The organism is Devosia sp. (assembly GCF_041917035.1).
In the GTDB taxonomy this organism is placed as follows: Bacteria; Pseudomonadota; Alphaproteobacteria; order Rhizobiales; family Devosiaceae; genus Devosia_A.
In genome coordinates this window covers 1-17,270 of record NZ_JAYRYM010000062.1, presented here as the reverse complement: position 1 = coordinate 17,270, position 17,270 = coordinate 1, and the positions used below count along the sequence as shown (strand labels likewise).

At 66.9% G+C, this 17,270-nt stretch carries 20 protein-coding genes; 8 read left to right on the top strand and 12 right to left on the bottom strand.

The window, feature by feature from the left end:
- The 3 genes from ACE3TU_RS08920 to ACE3TU_RS08910 all read right to left on the bottom strand — a co-directional run.
- Positions 1–554: carbohydrate-binding family 9-like protein (locus tag ACE3TU_RS08920; protein WP_374622938.1), on the bottom strand; the 554-nt coding region annotated here is incomplete at its 3' end.
- A 12-nt stretch (positions 555–566) separates the two neighbouring features.
- Positions 567–1,799, bottom strand: coding sequence for an aminotransferase class V-fold PLP-dependent enzyme (locus tag ACE3TU_RS08915; RefSeq protein WP_374622936.1), 1,233 nt, complete (start codon positions 1,797–1,799; stop codon positions 567–569).
- A gap of 162 nt (positions 1,800–1,961) precedes the next feature.
- The gene (locus tag ACE3TU_RS08910; RefSeq protein WP_374622934.1) at positions 1,962–2,546 is read right to left on the bottom strand and encodes a Spy/CpxP family protein refolding chaperone; all 585 of its coding nucleotides are present in this window, start codon (positions 2,544–2,546) and stop codon (positions 1,962–1,964) included.
- A 219-nt stretch (positions 2,547–2,765) separates the two neighbouring features.
- On the opposite strand from ACE3TU_RS08910, the gene ACE3TU_RS08905 reads away from it, so the two are divergent.
- Complete coding sequence (locus ACE3TU_RS08905; RefSeq protein WP_374622932.1) at positions 2,766–3,308, top strand: hypothetical protein; 543 nt, start codon at positions 2,766–2,768, stop codon at positions 3,306–3,308.
- A 15-nt stretch (positions 3,309–3,323) separates the two neighbouring features.
- On the opposite strand, the gene ACE3TU_RS08900 is transcribed toward ACE3TU_RS08905, so the two are convergent.
- The 3 genes from ACE3TU_RS08900 to ACE3TU_RS08890 form a co-directional block, all read right to left on the bottom strand.
- A complete protein-coding gene (locus tag ACE3TU_RS08900; RefSeq protein ID WP_374622929.1) occupies positions 3,324–3,752 on the bottom strand; it encodes a CBS domain-containing protein in 429 nt (142 codons plus the stop codon).
- 106 nt (positions 3,753–3,858) lie between these two features.
- Positions 3,859–5,799, bottom strand: coding sequence for a hypothetical protein (locus ACE3TU_RS08895; protein ID WP_374622926.1), 1,941 nt, complete (start codon positions 5,797–5,799; stop codon positions 3,859–3,861).
- Between the two features lie 151 nt (positions 5,800–5,950).
- Positions 5,951–6,262, bottom strand: coding sequence for a hypothetical protein (locus ACE3TU_RS08890; protein ID WP_374622924.1), 312 nt, complete (start codon positions 6,260–6,262; stop codon positions 5,951–5,953).
- Positions 6,263–6,402: 140 nt separating this feature from the next.
- On the opposite strand from ACE3TU_RS08890, the gene ACE3TU_RS08885 reads away from it, so the two are divergent.
- The 5 genes from ACE3TU_RS08885 (at position 6,403) to pip (ending at position 10,540) form a co-directional block, all read left to right on the top strand.
- Positions 6,403–6,828, top strand: a complete 426-nt coding sequence (locus tag ACE3TU_RS08885) for a DUF4864 domain-containing protein (protein ID WP_374622922.1) — start codon at positions 6,403–6,405, stop codon at positions 6,826–6,828.
- 220 nt (positions 6,829–7,048) lie between these two features.
- Entirely contained in the window at positions 7,049–7,318 is a 270-nt protein-coding gene (locus tag ACE3TU_RS08880; protein WP_374622920.1) for a hypothetical protein, read from the top strand.
- 171 nt (positions 7,319–7,489) lie between these two features.
- Positions 7,490–7,759, top strand: coding sequence for a hypothetical protein (locus tag ACE3TU_RS08875; RefSeq protein WP_374622918.1), 270 nt, complete (start codon positions 7,490–7,492; stop codon positions 7,757–7,759).
- A gap of 121 nt (positions 7,760–7,880) precedes the next feature.
- Positions 7,881–9,083 carry a pyridoxal phosphate-dependent aminotransferase gene (locus ACE3TU_RS08870; protein WP_374622916.1) on the top strand — a complete coding sequence of 401 codons (1,203 nt, stop codon included), beginning with the start codon at positions 7,881–7,883 and terminating at the stop codon, positions 9,081–9,083.
- A gap of 512 nt (positions 9,084–9,595) precedes the next feature.
- The gene (gene pip / locus ACE3TU_RS08865; RefSeq protein WP_374622940.1) at positions 9,596–10,540 is read left to right on the top strand and encodes a prolyl aminopeptidase; all 945 of its coding nucleotides are present in this window, start codon (positions 9,596–9,598) and stop codon (positions 10,538–10,540) included.
- A 205-nt stretch (positions 10,541–10,745) separates the two neighbouring features.
- On the opposite strand, the gene ACE3TU_RS08860 is transcribed toward pip, so the two are convergent.
- On the bottom strand, positions 10,746–10,964 hold the full coding sequence (locus ACE3TU_RS08860) for a hypothetical protein (RefSeq protein ID WP_374622913.1): 219 nt from the start codon (positions 10,962–10,964) through the stop codon (positions 10,746–10,748).
- A 568-nt stretch (positions 10,965–11,532) separates the two neighbouring features.
- Positions 11,533–12,036, bottom strand: a complete 504-nt coding sequence (locus ACE3TU_RS08855; RefSeq protein WP_374622912.1) for a hypothetical protein — start codon at positions 12,034–12,036, stop codon at positions 11,533–11,535.
- A 72-nt stretch (positions 12,037–12,108) separates the two neighbouring features.
- Here ACE3TU_RS08855 and ACE3TU_RS08850 point away from each other — a divergent pair, with 72 nt between their 5' ends.
- Entirely contained in the window at positions 12,109–12,789 is a 681-nt protein-coding gene (locus ACE3TU_RS08850; RefSeq protein ID WP_374622910.1) for a GNAT family N-acetyltransferase, read from the top strand.
- A gap of 22 nt (positions 12,790–12,811) precedes the next feature.
- Here ACE3TU_RS08850 and ACE3TU_RS08845 read toward each other — a convergent pair whose 3' ends face one another.
- Together ACE3TU_RS08845 and trxB are read right to left on the bottom strand one after the other, a co-directional pair.
- Positions 12,812–13,705 carry a LysR family transcriptional regulator gene (locus ACE3TU_RS08845; protein WP_374622908.1) on the bottom strand — a complete coding sequence of 298 codons (894 nt, stop codon included), beginning with the start codon at positions 13,703–13,705 and terminating at the stop codon, positions 12,812–12,814.
- Positions 13,706–13,708: 3 nt separating this feature from the next.
- On the bottom strand, positions 13,709–14,659 hold the full coding sequence (gene trxB, locus ACE3TU_RS08840) for a thioredoxin-disulfide reductase (RefSeq protein ID WP_374622906.1): 951 nt from the start codon (positions 14,657–14,659) through the stop codon (positions 13,709–13,711).
- A gap of 268 nt (positions 14,660–14,927) precedes the next feature.
- On the opposite strand from trxB, the gene ACE3TU_RS08835 reads away from it, so the two are divergent.
- Complete coding sequence (locus ACE3TU_RS08835; protein ID WP_374622904.1) at positions 14,928–15,848, top strand: hypothetical protein; 921 nt, start codon at positions 14,928–14,930, stop codon at positions 15,846–15,848.
- 48 nt (positions 15,849–15,896) lie between these two features.
- Here ACE3TU_RS08835 and greA read toward each other — a convergent pair whose 3' ends face one another.
- Positions 15,897–16,370, bottom strand: coding sequence for a transcription elongation factor GreA (greA, locus tag ACE3TU_RS08830; RefSeq protein WP_374622902.1), 474 nt, complete (start codon positions 16,368–16,370; stop codon positions 15,897–15,899).
- A gap of 299 nt (positions 16,371–16,669) precedes the next feature.
- Entirely contained in the window at positions 16,670–16,879 is a 210-nt protein-coding gene (locus tag ACE3TU_RS08825) for a cold-shock protein (protein WP_374622900.1), read from the bottom strand.
- Between the last annotated feature and the right edge of the window lie 391 nt (positions 16,880–17,270).

The window sequence follows — 17,270 nt, the reverse complement described above, 5'->3', positions numbered from 1 at the left end:
TGCACCTCGAGCCCCGGCAGGTCGTAGTCGAGGAAGGCCCAGCGCGGACCGCGCGGGTGGTTGCCGGTCCAGAAGGTCCTGCGCCCCGGCACGAAGTCGCCGCCGAAGGTGCGCGCGGCGGGGCCGAGAACGTCGAAGCGGGGAACATCCCACCTGCTGCCCCGGGTGTAGGCGTCGCGCCAGATGTAGAAGACCTCGTAGATTGTGCCCAGCGCGTTGAATTCGAGCTCGTAGTAGCTGTCGCCGCCATCGATGAAGATCTCGAGATCGTTCTCGAAGAACAGCAGCGAGTCGCGCTCGGTCATGGTGGCGACGAGATTGGGCTCCTCGGCCCAGAAGGCGATGTAGAGCGCGGCGTCGTCCCACAGGATGGCCGCCGAGGTGCCGAGCGGGGCCGGATCGCCGGTCAGCATGTCGACGAAGCGCGGCGTCCGCTCCACCGCGGCCCAAGCCGGGCCGTCGGCCCGACCGTCGGCACGGATCGGCGCCGTCGCGCGGCGCGCCCGGTAGGTGCCGGGGGAAAGGCCGTAGCCGTTGGCATTGACGCTGGCCATGCGCGGGCTCCGCTATTTCAGTTCTTCGTCGAGGGCGCGGATCAGGCGACTGACCTCTTCGGGCGTGGTGTAGTGGGTGAACGACAGGCGCAGCACGCCGTGCCCGGGGTTGATGCCCAGCCCTTCGAGCAGTCGCCAGGCGTAGAAGTGGCCGCCACCCGCCATGATCTTGTGCCGGGCCAGCCGGTCCGCGGCGGTCACGGCGAGCTCGGAGAGCGCGAGCGACACCGTCGGGGCGCGCCGCGAGGGATCGGCGGGACCGATCAGCCGGATGGTGTTGCGCGTGCGCAGGTAGTCGAGGAGCGGCGCCAGCAGGGCCACCTCCTGGCCGCGCATCGCGGCATGGGCCTTGCGGAAGGGTGTGGCGCCTTCGGCATTGCCGCCCGCCAATTCGGCGACGCGCTCGAGGTAGTCGGCGATGCCGCCGGAGGCGGCAATCTGGGCGTGGTCGGGACCGGCCGGCACCAGCCGCTTGCGCGGCTGGCTGTCGTTGAAGAAGTGCCCCTGGTTGGGCAGTTCGGCGGCGAGAGAGGGCCGGATCGCCATGATGCCTTGGTGCGGTCCGTAGACCTTGTAGGCGGAGAACAGATAGATGTCGCAGCCCAGCGCCAGCAGGTCCGGCAAGCCGTGCGGCGCGTAGGAGACGCCGTCGACGACGGTGACCGCGCCGTAGTTCTTGGCCTTCTGGGCGATCTCGGCCACCGGGTTGATCTCGCCCACGATGTTGGAGGCGTGCGGGAAGCAGACGACGCGGACCCTCGAATCGAGGAGCTTGTCGAGGTCGGCCGTGTCGAGGTGCCCCGTCTGGGGATCGACGCGCCACTCGCGCACCACGATGCCGCGGTCGGCGAGGCGGCGCCAGGCGCCCGAATTGGCCTCATGGTCCTGATTGGTGACGACGATCGCCTCGCCCGCCTTCAGCCAGCCGGCAAAGGCGTGGCCGAGGGTGTAGGTATTGGCCGAGGTCGAGGGACCGAAATGGATCCAGTCGGCCGCGACATTGAGGGCCTGGCCGATTCGGCGGTGCGCCTCGTCCATGGCCTGACCGGCTTCGCGCGAGGCCGGGTAGAAGCCGTAGGGCTGCACCTTGGTCGCCCGGTAGTAGTGATCGAGCTTATCGAGCACATGGCGCGACGTGTAGGAGCCGCCGGCGTTCTCGAAGAAGGCCCAGCCCGCGAGGCTGGCTTCGCGGAATGCCGGGAACTCGGCGCGGATCAGGGCGGGATCGAGGGGGAGGGCGCTCATCTGGTGGCTCGGCAGGTGGGGACAGGACTGGTTAGCCGAGCCGGCGCAGCGTCGCAACCATTGCCCGAACGGGCGAAGCCCCGGCAGAGGGCGGCCGGGGCTTCAAGACGGCGAACGCGCGGATCCCCGGGGTTGCGGCCGGGGACCCGCCGGGGAGGGTGTTCAGCCGTGCATTCCGGGGCCCTTGCCCTTCATGCCGCGATGCTCGTGCATGTCGCCGCGGCCCATGCCCGCGCCGCGACCGGCGCCAGGCCCGAGGTCCTGCTTCTGTGCGTCCGTCAGGCTGGCGTAGAACGCCTTGAAGTCCGGAAGCACGGTGTTGAGCGCGGCGAGGCGGGCTTCGTCGATCTTGAGGCGGGTTTCCATGCGCTCGACCAGATCGGGCTTGTCGGCGGACGCATCCTTGGCCGGGGCGAGGGTGGAGCAGGTGTCGGCGAAGCCGGTCTGGGCGGTCAGCGCCGAGGCGACGAAGGCATCGTAGAGCTTCTGCTGGTCGGCGGTCAGGTCGAGCCGCTGGGCCATGTGGTCGAAGCGGTTGTCGAGGCGGTCGGCGGCATTGGGACCGCAGCGGAAGTCGACGAGCATGGCGCGCCCGCCGGGTCCGGCTTCACGCATGTCGAGCATGCGGTGCTGGCGCATGTCGTTGCGGTCGCCGCCCCGCATGTTGTCGGCGAAGGCGGGGGTCATGGCGGTGAGGCTGACCGAGGCGATCAGGGCGGCGATGGCCGCAGCGCGGGTCGGGGTCATGAGGGGGGTCTCCCTGGCTGGTTGGGTCCGTGCCGGTCAGTTTGCTACCGACGCCGAATGAAATAGCAGCCCCGAACTTGCCCGAAGTTTGCCGCCGGATGAATTCGCGGACAGGTTGGACAGGAATGCGGGCCCGGCCAGGGCCGGGTGCGTATTCTCCGCGAGTTGACGGCTCCCCTCGCCGGCACCTCACTGGGCACCCGGAAGAGGGAGGGGAAGATGGCCGAGTGGGTGATCAGGATCGAGCGGATCGGCGAGCAGCGCCGCAGTTCCGACGGCAAGCGCCGGACGGTCGGCAGCTACCAGGTGTTTCACGACGGGGTGGCCCAGAGCGGCGCGGACCTGGCCGGCACGGTTGCGGAGTCCCGCGGGCCCGGAGCCAATGCGCCCGCCGGAAACGGCCGGCGAATCGAGCCGGGTCGCTATCCGCTGTGGACGCAGGCGGGCGCCAAGTACGTCACGCTCAACTACCGCAACTCGCTGAACGCGGCCCATATCCCGCGGCCGGGGATCGAGCTCAAGGAGACCGGCCAGCGCAGCGAGATCCTGATCCATCCCGGTATCGGATTCCTCGCATCGGTCGGCTGCCTCAACCTGTGCACGTCGCTGCCGGATGCGGCCGAGCCCATCACCTATGCCAGCAGCCGCCGGCGCGTCATCTCCGTCATCGATGACATGCGGGTTTTCCTCGATGCGGCGTTTCCCGCCACCAATGGCCGGCGAATCCCGGGGGCCTTCGCCGAGATCGTTGGCGATCCCTGAGGCCCGGCCGGGGTCTTAGGAGGCGATGTACTGCTTGAGGGCCAGGGCTTCCTGCTCGGCCTCCTCGATCTTGCGCTTCACCACGTCGCCGATCGAGACGATGCCGACGAGGTCGCCGTTCTCGATGACGGGGATGTGGCGGATGCGATGACGGGTCATCACTTCCATCAGTTCCGATACCGAGGCATCGGACCGCGTGGTGATGACCTTGGCGGTCATGGCGGTGCGCACCGGCGACGCCAGGACCTTCACCGGGTCGTCGCCCAGGTGTCGCACCACGTCGCGCTCGCTCAGGATGCCCGCGACCCTGCCCTTGGCGTCGACCACCACCACGGCACCGATCCTGTGGGTGTTGAGCACGCGGACCGCTTCCGAGAGCGGCGCGCCGGCCTCGACCGTGTGCACGGCGCGACCCTTGGATTGAAGGATATGTTCGACTTGCATCGTGGTCCTCCTCTCAGGGCGCCAGTGTGCGCCAAAGGCGAGGGGGGAGCAAGTGGACGAAAGCAGTGGGCGGGTCCGGCCGAGGGGCGGCCGGACCCGGAGGAGATCACTGCTGCGGCGCGGCGGCCTTGAGGTTGCGCTTCTGCTCCTGCAGCGAGGGCAGGTCCTGTTCCGGCGCCGGCTCGGGCTGCAGCTCGGGTTCCGGGGTCGGTTCGGGCTCCGGCGTCGGCTCGATGCGTTCGAGCACGGGGGCCGGTTCGCCCCCGGCTTCCGCCGCGACGGTGAACTTGCCGGCCAGTGCCGTGGGGTCGGCTTCAGCTGCCGCGAAGTCGACGATGCCGAGGCCGGCAGGGTCGACCGAGGTCAGGGTCAGCTTGAGCTCCGACGCCCCTCCGAGGAAGGCGCCGAGCGCCTGCGCGGCCTGCAGTGCCTCGTCGGTATTGCCCAGCAGCGCCAGGGTCATGCCCTGTGCCATGCCGGAGATCGCCGTGCGGAAGCTGGGCTCGGGCTGGCCCGATTCCCGCGCACCGGCGGCGAACAGGATCGGACCGATGCCGCGATCCTTGATCTCGACGGTGATCTGCCGGACCGTCAGCATCTGCGCGGCAAGCGCCGCCATCTCGGTATCGTCACCGAACAGCACCGGCGTGGCGTTGCCCAGCACGGCGGAAACCGTCAGCCGACCGAGTTCGCCGGCGTCGACCGTCAGTTCATCGACGATGATGGTGTTGTCGGCTTCGTTCCAGTGGAACCGGGTGGCGAGTCCGAGTGTCAGCCGTTCGACCCCGTAGGCGAGTAGTTCGTTGACCGGCGGCTCCGCCATGTCTTCGGTCACCGGGATGCTGAGACCATCGAGGGTGAGCGACACGTCCGACGGGATGCCGTTGACGTAGCTGCCGAGCGTCGCGTCGAACGCGCCGATACTGGCCTCGATGCGCTCGCCGCGCTTTTCCGGGTTCGGGGCGTCGATGCGCAGGCCCTCGAGAGACAGGCCATCCATGGCGGGGATCAGGCGACGCCAGTTGGCCTCGAACCAGGCCTCGTCGAGCGCCGCGGCGTGCTGCAGCGCCTCGATGGCGTTGCTGAAATCCATGCGCTTCCATGTGAAGTTGGCCAGTTCGACGCTGCTCTGCTCGGGCCCCTTGAAGGACAGCGCGTCAAGCCCGAAATCGGGGTAGATGCCGGGCGCGAACCCGCCGACGCGCACCGGCCCGAAGGCCAGCTCGAACGCCTCGCCCTTGTCGTCCTCGCCGTTGCAGTTGAAGCTCGCCAGTTGCATCGGGCTGGTCGAGAAAGCGGTCAGGATGTCGAGATAGAAGTCGACGACCTTGCGGATCTGTTCCGGCGTCGGCTTTTCCCCCGAGGTCTCCAGCGCCGCGAGGTCCTGCAGGGTGGTGAAGGCTTCCGACCAGGGCTGCTTCAGCGGCCGGGCGCTGAGGTCGCCACCCGTCGATTCCCCGAAGGTGCAGTTGAACAGGGGTGAGCCGAGATAGCCGCCGGCAAAGCGGAAGTCGCTGTAGACCGGCTTCATCTCTGTCGAAGGGGAGGGTGCGGTGAAGCCGTACAGGCCAAGCAGTCCGGCCACGTCGAAGCGGGCCACCGACATCTCGCCGAAGTTCATGGTGAAGCCGTAGGCACCGCGCGCCTCCGTGCTCTCGACCACGGCGCGGGCGGCGACACCGTCGACGACGTTCTCGAGACGCACGTTGCGGTAGGTCGTGGTGCTGTCCGCGTCGGGCACGCCCATGCTGGTCACGACGGTGATTTCCGGAATGACCACGGAGGCGGCATCGAGATCGGCGAGCCTGGCGATCGCGCCGGAGCTGCCGGTGAAGATGGCGCGGACGGTGGCCTCATCGAGGTTGCCATCGACGACTTCGACGCTCGGTACGGTCGCCGCGAAGGGGACGCCGAGGGGGATGGCGATGTCGGTGACGACGAGCGTCTCGGCGAGGGCGCTACCGGCGGACAAGCCGGCCAGCGCGGAGCCCATCAGCAGCACGCGCAGCAGGGTCGGGCGTCGGATCGGTCGGGTGGTACAAGCCATCAGTCAAGTTCCCCAGTCGCAATGAGCTTCGGCGCGCCGTCGCACGGGCGCGGAGGGCGATGGCGGCGCCCCGGAGGCGACCGCACGAACACCGGTTCACCCGTTTGTCTCACAGCAAAGCTGTCGGCAAAATGAACAACGCGCAACAAAATCAGCCCTCGCCACTGCCGGGCCGCCATGCCGCGGGCGGGTTGGGAGCGGGTGCGGGACGGTCGTCGGGGCCGCCGACGAGGACCGCGCGCACCACTTCCACGAGCAGGGCCAGCAGCAGCGCGCAGAGCGGCACCAGCAGCAGGACCATGCTGGCCTCGGTGTCCATCAGGCCGGGCAGGGGGCGGAACGGCACCAGGTCCAGCAGCAGCGCGACGCCGGCCCCGACGAAGGTCAGCGAGAACGAAATCGCCGCCGCGACCAGCAGGGGAAGGCGGCGGCGGGTGTCGGCGGCAGGCTCGAGGGGGGACAACGCGGTTACTCCACACATCACAACGCGGTGAAGGGGCCATCCGAATGCGCGTTTGTCTCGTTGTTCGGAAGGAAAAGCGCGTACGATTTGGTGGCATTGGTGCGGCAGCGGCGCTGCCGAAGCGGACGAGGAGGTCCAACATGAGACCGTTCGTGTCGGTCACGTTTGCCCTGGCGATGCTGCTGTCGGCCCTGGCGCTTCCCGCCCGGGCCCAGCAGGAGGCGCCCGACTGGCAGGTGACGATCACCGGCCAGATCGAGGCCTTCCGGCACATGGATGCCGCCGGCGCCTTCAGCTATGCCGGCGCCGCGTTCCAGGTCAGCTTTCCGACACCCGAGGCGTTCTTCCTCACCATCGTGGGCTCGGGCTATGCCGCGATCATGGAGTCGCAGTCGCACAGCTTCGGCGGCTTCCGCATGGTGGACGAGAAGTCCGTGCTGCAGGCGGTGACGCTGGTCGGCAAGGACCAGAGCCTCTACGAGGCCGTCTACCAGCTGACCGAGGAACCGGTGGGCTGGCGGGTGCAGGGCGTGCAACTGACCAAGCTGGAAGGCATGGGCGTCTAGAACACTTCACCGCTTCGATGAAGCGCTGAAATCGCCCAGGCCTTTGCTTCGTCGCGCTTCCGAACCGGAAGACCGTCACCACTTTTCCTCGAAGCGCTCTAGCTCCCGAAACTGGTTAATCCACGATGAACGACTGACTCAGGACGCGTTCAAGCGCCGGCCAATAGGTGCCGCGCCATCAAACGCAACCCTGCGTCAAACCACACATCAGGAACCAGACATGACGACCTTCATCCGCATCACCGCCGCTATTGCCTTCTCCTCGATCGCCAGTGCCGCCCTGGCGTTTCCGCCCGTCATCGACTTCCCGCCGGGCTTCCCTGGGATGTTCGGCAACAAGGGCAGCTCGTCGGTGGTGGGGGAGCCGTTCAACCCCTTCGCAAAGGACGTCGACATCCGGGTGGCCTGTGCCGAGGCCGGCGGCGAGCTGCTGCGCGAGATCCGCGCCGACGGCAGCATCGGGCTGCGCTGCTTCGTGCCGCGGCAGTAGACCCGGACCCATTCGGTTGAGCGGCCGGCGGAGCGATCCGCCGGCCGTTGCTTTTACGGAAAGCCGGCGGCGACATGGTGAATTCTGCATGAACGGCCCGATCAGTCGGAATTCAGAGCGGGGGTGTCACAAGTGCGGTCATCGAAACACAGACCCCCAGGGACAACCGAAATGCTCAAGCTCATCCAGATCGCCGCCCTCGCCACCCTCGCCACCGTCTCGGTGGCCGGTTCCGCCTCGGCCCTCACCATCAAGTACATTCCGGGCTTCGTGCTCAACCTGGGCAATGGTGGCACGAGCTCGACGGTCGGCGAGGAGTTCAATCCGTTCGTCGCCGAGATCGATCCGCGCGCTGCCTGTCTCGAGGCCGGCGGCCAGCCGATCCGCGAGATCACCGAGGATGGCAGCATCGGCTATCGCTGCTACGTGCCGGCCCAGTAAGCCGACAGGTCGCTGCCTGGCACGGGGCCGGCGAAAGCCGGCCCCTCGTCTATCGAGGTCATTGCGGCGGTTCACCCGGCGGACTATCAGTCTCGCCGGATCCCGACCCGGAGCACCGCCAATGGCCTTCCTCTCCGATGCGCTGAACCGCATCCAGCCGTCCGCCACCGTCGCCATCAACTCCAAGGCGGCCGAGATGAAGCGGGCGGGCGAAGACGTGATCTCGCTCGCTGCCGGCGAGCCGGACTTCGATACCCCCCTCAATGTCCGCGAGGCCGCGATCCGCGCCATCAACTCGGGCAAGACCCGCTACACGGCGGTCGACGGCATTCCCGAGCTCAAGGAAGCGGTGGCGGCCAAGTTCCGGCGCGACAACGGGCTCGACGTCACCGCGGCGGACTGCTTCGTCGCGGCCGGCGGCAAGCAGATCATCTTCAACGCGCTGATGGCGACGCTCAATCCCGGCGACGAGGTGGTGATCCCGGTCCCCTACTGGGTGAGCTATCCCGAGATCGTGCGGCTGTGCGATGCCAACCCGGTCTATGCGGTGGCCGACGCCTCGACCGGCTTCAAGCTCTCCCCCGAGGCGCTGGAGAAGGCCATCGGCCCGAGGACCAAGTGGCTGATCCTCAATACCCCGTCGAACCCGACCGGCGCCGCCTACAGCGCGGCCGAACTGCGCGGGCTCGCCGACGTGCTGCTCAGGCACCCGCATGTGCACATCCTCACCGACGACATCTACGAGGTGCTGGTCTACGATGGCGGCAGCTTCGCGACGATTGCCGGGGTCGAGCCGAAGCTCCGCGAGCGCACGCTGACGATGAACGGCGTCTCGAAGTCGCACGCCATGACCGGCTGGCGCATCGGCTACTGCACCGGCCCGCGGCCGCTGCTCGGCGCCATGCTGAAGCTGCAGAGCCAGTCGACCACCAATCCGTCCTCGATCTCGCAATGGGCGGCGGTCGAGGCGCTGAACGGGCCGCAGGATTTCCTCAGGGACTGGCGCGAAGTGTTCCAGGGGCGACGCGACCTGGTGGTGAAGGGGCTCAACGCCAATACCGGGCTCGACTGCCTGACGCCGGAAGGGGCGTTCTACGTGTTCCCGTCGGTCAAGCGTCTGCTCGGCCGCACTTCCGGCGGCGGACGGGTGCTGCAGACCGACGAGGATTTCGTCCTGGCGCTGCTCGCCGAGACCGGCGTGGCGCTGGTGCACGGCGCGGCGTTCGGGCTCGCCGGCCACATGCGGCTCAGCTACGCTGCCTCGAACGCCCAGCTCGAAGATGCGGTCGGCCGGATCCAGGACTTCTGCGCCAAGGTCAGGTGATGGCGCTCGCGCTGTCGCTCCACTTCGATGCGAATGCATCCCGGGCGGTGCGGGGCACCTGGGCGTCACTGGCCGACGCAGGGGTCAGCCGCGACATGCTCGAGCTGGGCTATCCGCCGCATGTGACGCTGCTGGTCGTCGAGGACGAGTCGCTGGCCGATCGGCTGGTGTCGGGGCTGCCGCAGTTGGCTCCCCTCGTTCCGGGTACGCTGGAGCTGGGAGAGGCGCGGCAGTTCCCGCACACCTCGGTGGTCTGGATCGAGTGCTTGGGCGATCTGGTCGCGCTGCATGAGGCGGCGGCGCGGATGGTGCCCCCCGAATCCATCCATCCGCACTATCGCCCCGGAGCATGGACGCCGCACCTGACGCTCCAGGTTTCCGGTGACGCGCGACGCGCGCTCGAAATCGCGCGCGCCGAGTGGGTTGCCGGCATAGCGGCCAATCCGCTGAAACTGGAAGTTGCCGCCTTCGCGCCGGTGAAGGCCATACAGGCCGTGGACGTCGGTCTGGCGATGGTCCGCGGGAGCGGATGGCTCGCGGTTGGAGACGGGCATGACCTCTACTGGGAGGAGTCCGGCCATCCCGACGGCGTGCCGGCGCTGATCCTGCATGGCGGGCCGGGATCGGGGTTCTCGCCGGCGGCCCGTCGGTTCTTCGATCCGACGCGCTACCGGATCATCGGCTTCGACCAGCGCAATGCCGGACGGAGCCGGCCCAGCGCTGCGGAGCCCGATGCCGACCTGTCGGCCAATACGACGCAGCACCTCGTTGCCGATATCGAGCGGCTGCGGCAGCACTTCGGTGTCGAGCGCTGGGTGCTCTACGGCCACTCCTGGGGAACGACGCTGGGCCTCGCCTATGCCGAGGCCCACCCCGAGCGGGTGCGCGCCGTCGTCTTTGCCGGAGTGACGACGACGCGGCGGCGCGAGATCGACTGGCTCTATCGCGGCGTCGCGCCGCTCTTTCCGCTCGAGTGGGAGCGCTTCGTCGCCGGAGTTCCGGAGGGGACGGCGGTCGAGGACCTGCTGTCCGCCTATGCGCGACTGCTGTTCGACGCCGATCCCGAGGTCCGGATGCGGGCGGCGCGCGATTTCCACGACTGGGACAATGCAAGCGCCTCGGCCAGCGCCTCGACCATGCAGCGGGCCGGCCGACCCTCGGATGGCGTTGCGCCGGAGCACCTGCTGGCGCGGGGCCGCATCGTCACCCACTATTTCCGCAATGGGGCCTGGCTCGAGGACGGGCAATTGCTTGCCGGCGCGCATCGGCTGGCCGGCATCGACGCGGTGCTGGTGCAGGGACGGCTCGATCTGCAGGGACCGCTGGTCACGGCTGTGGACCTGGCGCGGGCCTGGCCGGGGGCCCGGCTGGTGGTGGTCGACAATGCCGGGCACTCGCATGCCGATGCCGGCATGGCCGACGCCATCGGGGCGGCGCTGGACGAGATCGTCGCGTGAAAAAAAGGCCCCGCTCGAGGGGATGAGCGGGGCCTCAAGGGTCAAGCGCCGAAACGCCTGACCGGTCGAGAACGCAGCCAGGGAGGAGGGAGGCTGCAATCTCTGAGAAGCGACCAGGGAGGAGGAGAGGCCGCCGTCTCTTGAGAGCAAGTATCGCTGCGTGAGCGGACTCGCACAAACGCGGAGTCGGAACGGCAGCCATGCGTCAGGCGGGGGAGGTGTTCCACCAGCGCCACGCCGCGATCGCCGACCAGACCAGTTCCACGAGACCGAACGGCCAGGCGCCCTGCAGGAAGCCGTAGGCCGATCCCAGCAGGCAGAATCCGGCAAAGGCGAGAGTGAAGGCCCGTCCCCGGGACTCGAGCGCATAGCAGACCACCATGCCGGTCACCGCGAACAGGCCGAACAGGGTCAGTGCGTCCAACGTCGTTTCCTCCGGCAAGAAAAAAGGCTCCATCCGAAGATGGAGCCTTATGAAAGTAGAGGCAAATGGACGTGGGAGGAGGTTACGCCATCTGCCAGTTGGATCTCCGTCGAGGGAGGAGGAAACGACTTCGATCCGAGTGTCGCTGAGCGGGACCGAGGGAGGAGGAAACGGTGCGGCTCACATCGACAGTGACAATATGGACTTTGACCGTTTGGTCAGCAATGCGGTCCAGGTCATGTCAGCCATGCATTTCTTGCACGATTGCTTGAACGCCGCGTCGTCGGCCCGCTACGCACTTGTGCAAGGCATCCGGGAAAAAACAAGGCCCCGCTCGAGGGGAGAGCGGGGCCGAGGTTGCAGGCATGGAGATGACTGCAAGGAGGAACAAACAGCGAGCGCGAGGAGGAGGGGGAGAAGCGCTCAACTGCTGTCGACGCGGGATATAGGTCCGGCTCGCTGACCCATCAACCGAGCGACAGGCATATGCGCCATGCACTGGACGCATGGCTCATAACTCGATGGACTTACTCATCTATTTGCACTTCACGCGAAGTTTTGCGGCCACTCAGGGCATGAAGGCCAGCCGCAGGGAGGTCCTGAGGTCGCCTTCGGTGCCGTAGGCCAGGTTGTCGATGCGCCACACCCGCTGTCCCAGGGCGGGCGAGTCGACCAGCCGCAATTGCAGATGGTCGGTGAAGCCGGCGTCCGGCCATTCGGGAAAGGCGTAGGTGATCGCCACGCTCGCCTCGTCCATCATCAGCGTCGCGGCGCCGGCCGTGCACACGGCCGCGTAGTCGGGGTAGCTCTGCCACGGGATACCGTCGCCCAGCGGCGGCTTGTCGCCGGGGTTCGCCGCCGCCCACGCGGCGTCGGCGGCTTCCGCCTGGGCAATCGCGGATGCCAGGTCCGGCGTCAGCAGCCCGGAAACGGCTGCCATGTCATTGCCGACGCGGGAAATGCAGAATATCTGTCCCACCTGTTCGGGGGTGAGGGCGACGGGGTCGGCCCGCGCCGGCAGGGCGGCGAGCAGGCCGAGCGTGGCGGCGACGGTCAGGCGGAACAGGTGCATCGGACTTCCCCCGGTTGGACGGCGCTTGCTAGCCGCGCTGGGCTGAATTGCCGATGAATACAGGACACGACGATGATCGATGCGACGCAACTCGACAACCCGGTGTGGAGTGCGCTCTGCTCGGGACAGGCCCACATGGCGCGGGTGAACGGCCTGGCGCGCCGCTACGCCCCCGAGGTCACGCCGCTGGCCGGCCTGAGGGAGATGTCGCCGCGGGCCTTTTCCGACCTGCGGGCGATGACGGAAACGGGCGAGGTGGTCGGGCTGGTGAACGCCGCGCCCTTCGCGGTCCCGTCCGGCTGGACGGTGATGCGGGAGATCGTCATCGCCCAGATGCTGTGCACTCTCGCGCCCCCCTCGACGGCCGAGGGGTTCGTCGAACTGGCGGAGGGCGATGTGCCGGACATGGTCGAGATCGTCGCGGCGACCGAACCCGGGCCGTTCCGTCCGGGGACGATCGGCATGGGGCGCTTCATCGGGTATCGCAGCCCCGAAGGCCGGCTGATGGCGATGGCGGGCGAGCGGATGCGGCTCGACGGGGCAACGGAAATCTCCGCCGTGTGCACCTGGCCGGAGTTCCGCGGCCGCGGTCTCGCGCGGTCTCTCGTGACGCGCCTCGCGGCCGACATCCACGCGCAGGGCCGGCTGCCGTTCCTGCACGTCAAGACCGACAATGCCGCAAGGCAGCTCTACGAATCGCTGGGCTTTGCGGTCCGCGGGCCGGTCCACTTCAAGGTGCTCGCCGCGGCCTGACGGCGGGCCGTCCTCGACCCGCCTAGAACGACCACTCCCGCGCCTTGCCGACGAGGAAATCGCGGAACACGCCGACGCGCTTCGAGTTCTTCAGCGCCGGCGGATAGACGAAATAGGCCTCGTAGGCCGGCAGCTCGATGCCGGGGAGCACCCGCACCAGCTTCTCCTCGTTCTCGGTGACATAGTCGGGCAGCATGGCGATGCCGATGCCGGCGCGGGCGGCCTGCATCATGCCGTAGATGGCATTGACCTTCATGGCGGCCCGGCGCGGCGAGGAATCGGGTCGGCCGAGGCGCTCGAGGTAGTTGATGTCGCCCAGGTAGGAGGGCACGGGCTCGCCGAACGAGATGATCCGGTGCTTGTCGATGTCCTCCACCGTCGCCGGCTGGCCGTACTCCTCGACATAGGTGCGCGAGGCGTAGAAGTGGTTGTGCACGGTGAACAGCTTGCGCTGGATCATCTCGGACTGGTTGGGCCGGTGCAGCCGGATGGCGACATCGGCCTCGCGCATGGCGAGGTCCAGTTCGGCATCGTTGAGCTTAATCTCGATCTGGATTTCCGGATAAAGGATCAGGAACTCGTGGATGCGCGAGCTGAGCCAGGTCGAGCCGATGCCCACCGTGGTGGTGACGAGCAGGGGGCCGGTCGGCACTTCCTGGCTCTCCGACATCTGGGTCTCGACCTGCTGCAATTCCCAGTGCATGCGGTGCGCGGTACGGAACAGCTGCTCGCCGACCTCGGTCAGCACCAAGCCGCGGGCGTGGCGGATGAAGAGCTTGAGCCCCAGATCCTCCTCGAGCGCCGAAATCTGGCGGCTCACCGCCGACTGGCTCATGTTGAGCCGTTCGGCGGCGTGGGTGAAGCTTCCGGATTCGGCGGCGGTGTGGAAGATGCGCAGCTTGTCCCAATCCAGCATCGGCTATTCCGCCGCTTCGGCGAGCTGGTGGGCCGCCAGGAATTCCTCTGCATCGAGGGCCGCCATGCAGCCCATGCCGGCGGCGGTGACCGCCTGGCGGTAGACATCGTCGGTGACGTCGCCGGCGGCGAAGACGCCGGGGACATTGGTTGCGGTGCCGCCCGGCGCGACCTTGAGATAGCCGCCCGGCTTCATGTCGAGCTTGCCGGAGAAGATCGAGGTGGCCGGTGCATGGCCGATGGCGATGAAGACGCCGTCCACCGACCTCTCGGTGACCTTGCCGGTGACGGTGTCGCGGATCTTCACGCCCTTGACCGAGCGCGGCATGTCGGCGCCCAGGACCTCCTCGATCTCGGCGTTCCAGATCACCTCGACCTTGGGATTGCCGAACAGCCGCTCCTGCAGGATGCGCTCGGCGCGGAACTCGCCGCGCCGGTGGACGACGGTGACCTTGGAAGCGAAGTTGGTCAGGAACAGCGCTTCCTCGACGGCAGTGTTGCCGCCGCCGACGACAACGACTTCCTTGCCGCGATAGAAGAAGCCGTCGCAGGTGGCGCAGGCGGAGACGCCGAACCCCTGGAACTTCTGCTCGCTCTCGAGGCCGAGCCAGCGCGCCTGGGCGCCGGTGGCGACGATCACCGCATCGGCGGTGTAGCGCGTGCCGCTATCGCCCACGAGCACGAACGGGCGCTTGTCGAACTCGACCTCGACGATGATGTCGTTGACGAATTTCGTGCCGACATGCTCGGCCTGGGCCTTCATCTGTTCCATCAGCCAGGGGCCCTGGATGACGTCGGCAAAGCCGGGATAGTTCTCCACATCCGTGGTGATGGTCAGCTGGCCACCCGGCTGCAGCCCGGCGATCATCACCGGCTCCAGCATGGCGCGGGCGGCATAGATGGCGGCGGTATAGCCCGCCGGGCCGGACCCGATGATGACGACTTTGGCGTGCACGGCGACGCTCCGAAACGATGATCTTGTTCTCGAAAGCAAAATAAGGCTTGGGGCGTCCCATTCAAGGCCGCATCCGTTGTTGGGGGCAGGCGAAGGGCGCGTACTCACCGGAATCTTCGGTACAGCGGGTTGGCAGGGCGCTCCGACCCTCTGTCCTCGCCAGCGATGCGTGCTCCGGCCATCGTGCCATCAGCAGTCCCTAGTTGGCGGTCGCCCTTGCAGGGAAACTATTGATACAGTATTGATTGATTTCTGTGGGGGCGTTGCGATGGATCCAGTATCTTCACTTATTGGAACGATATCTCATTTCTTCGACTACATGAACCCGAGCCGATCGCCCTACATGCTCGGTGTCATCGTCGCTGCCGTAGTGTTGTTCATGTTCAAGGACAGTGCCGATCCGGGTAGTTACGTAAGGGAGCTGATGTTCCTTGTTCCCGTGATCCTTGCGACCGCCTTCTTTGTAGCGCTGTCTCTACGTTTCAGGGATCGTCTGCTCGCATCCGTGTCGGATCGCAACGACCTCAAGATCGAGTTGAACAGCCAATTTCGGTTTGCCCGGGCCGTCGCTGTGTCCTGTGCCATAGTCGGGTTCTACATGATCTGGAATAGTCGTGTCAGCTATTTCCAGGGAGCCTCGATCCTCGCGTACATGTTGGTCGTTGGTCACTTGCTGACCTTCTTGCTGTATTCGCTCCTGTACAACAACCGCCTTCACTTTTCGCGACGCAGATCAGTCTTGCAGGTATCGATCATCATGAGCGTCGTCATGTTGGTCGTAGTGCACTCTTCCGGCCAAGTCTCTGAGTCGGACGGAGATTTCTGGTCATCCTGCAGCGTCGTTTACGAACTGGACGTGGAAGATCGGGAAGGAGAGGTATCAAGGCGACTTGTCGGGGGCGATAACGCGGACGAGGGTATTCAACTAGATAAGTCCCTCCTGTCGTTGTGCGTTCCGGCCGGGCTGGAGCAGTTGCGGGCGAAGGACGATGCGATCAGGTCGATAGCGAACGCAAGCGTCGTCAGAGACATGGACGGTAGCGCTCTCATGTTCGGGGCCTACACGATCATCTGGTTGGTCTACGCCGGATTCTGGGTCACGTTTCTCAATGACCTGGTGCAGGCGTCACGGCGGGCCCGGCGTGGAGCAAACAACGCGCTGCTGGGCCGCGCGGGCACTTCACCATAGGGGCGCCTGACCTCGGGTCCTCCCGCGGGTAGACCGCCGGGGGCCGCCCTAGACGTATTTGACGTCGAGAATCTCGTAGTTGCGCGAGCCGCCCGGGGCGGCCACCTCGAACGAATCGCCGGTGGCCTTGCCGATCATGGCGCGGGCGATGGGCGAGGATATCGAGATGCGCCCCTTGCTCGCGTCGGCTTCGGGGTCGCCGACGATCTGGTAGGAGTTCTCCTTCTCGGTGTCCTCGTCGACGAAGCGCACGGTGGCGCCGAACTTTACGGTGGAGCCGGAGAGCTTGGAGACGTCGACGATCTCGGCCAGCGCCAGGATGGTCTCGAGTTCCTTGATGCGGCCTTCGTTGAGGCTCTGCTGCTCCTTGGCGGCGTGATACTCGGCGTTCTCGCTGAGATCGCCGTGGGCGCGCGCTTCGGAAATGGCGGCGATGATGGCCGGGCGATCCTCGGCGGTACGACGGCGATACTCCTCGGACAGCGCCTTGTAGCCGCCGGGGGTCATCGGGATCTTGTCCATTGCCGTCTCCATCAAAGCATAAGCTTCCCGGCCAAATGGCGCCGGGCTTGCATCCGCGGCGATCTGGGGGAAGCGTCGTGCAACAGACTGCCTGCGTCGGCGACGCGGGTCAAGTCGCGCCCGTTCCGCCCGCCGCAGGCGGCAGGCTGCGGGGCTTTGGGTGTTCGGTCCGGTCGCGATCGGCGGCAGCCCGGGAGCAACGGCCGAGGGCAGGGGCCAAGGGTTTCTTCGGCCCCGAAAGCACAAAAGGCGCAGTCCCCTCCGGACTGCGCCTCATTGACCCTCGGATCGGTTCCCGCTCAGGCGGGCGACAGGTTGTCGGCGGCGTTCTTGCCCGTCCGCTTGTCCTTGACGATCTCGTAGCTGACCTTCTGCCCCTCATCGAGGCCGTTGAGGCCTGAACGCTGGACCGCGGAAATATGCACGAACACGTCAGCCCCACCCTCGTCGGGCTGAATGAAGCCGTAGCCCTTCTGACCGTTGAACCACTTTACAGTACCGGTTGCCATATAAGTCCCTCTCGCAGGCTGCCGTGGCGGCCACCACCCCGTTGGCGGCCTTTGCCAATCGAATTCTTGGAATGACCTCAGCAGGCGCAAGCACGCCAGGCACGAAGTGTCGGCCGCAATATTCGACGCCGAACTGTAGCCGGAAACGGCCGGCCTATCAATATGGCGGAACCACGACGAAAGCCCAACACACTTACGTGTGCCGGGCACAAGCTCTCGCCGACTCGTCCATGTTCGTTCCGCAGACGAGAGTAGTCTGCCGCAGTGCCGGGCCGCCGGGGCAGGGTCGTCGAGCCTCGGTGGCGAGCCGCGATACGAAGGAGCTTATGCTTCGGCGGCCACTCCGGCAAAGCGAAAAACTGCGGATTCACTCACTTCTGCACGCGGCGCC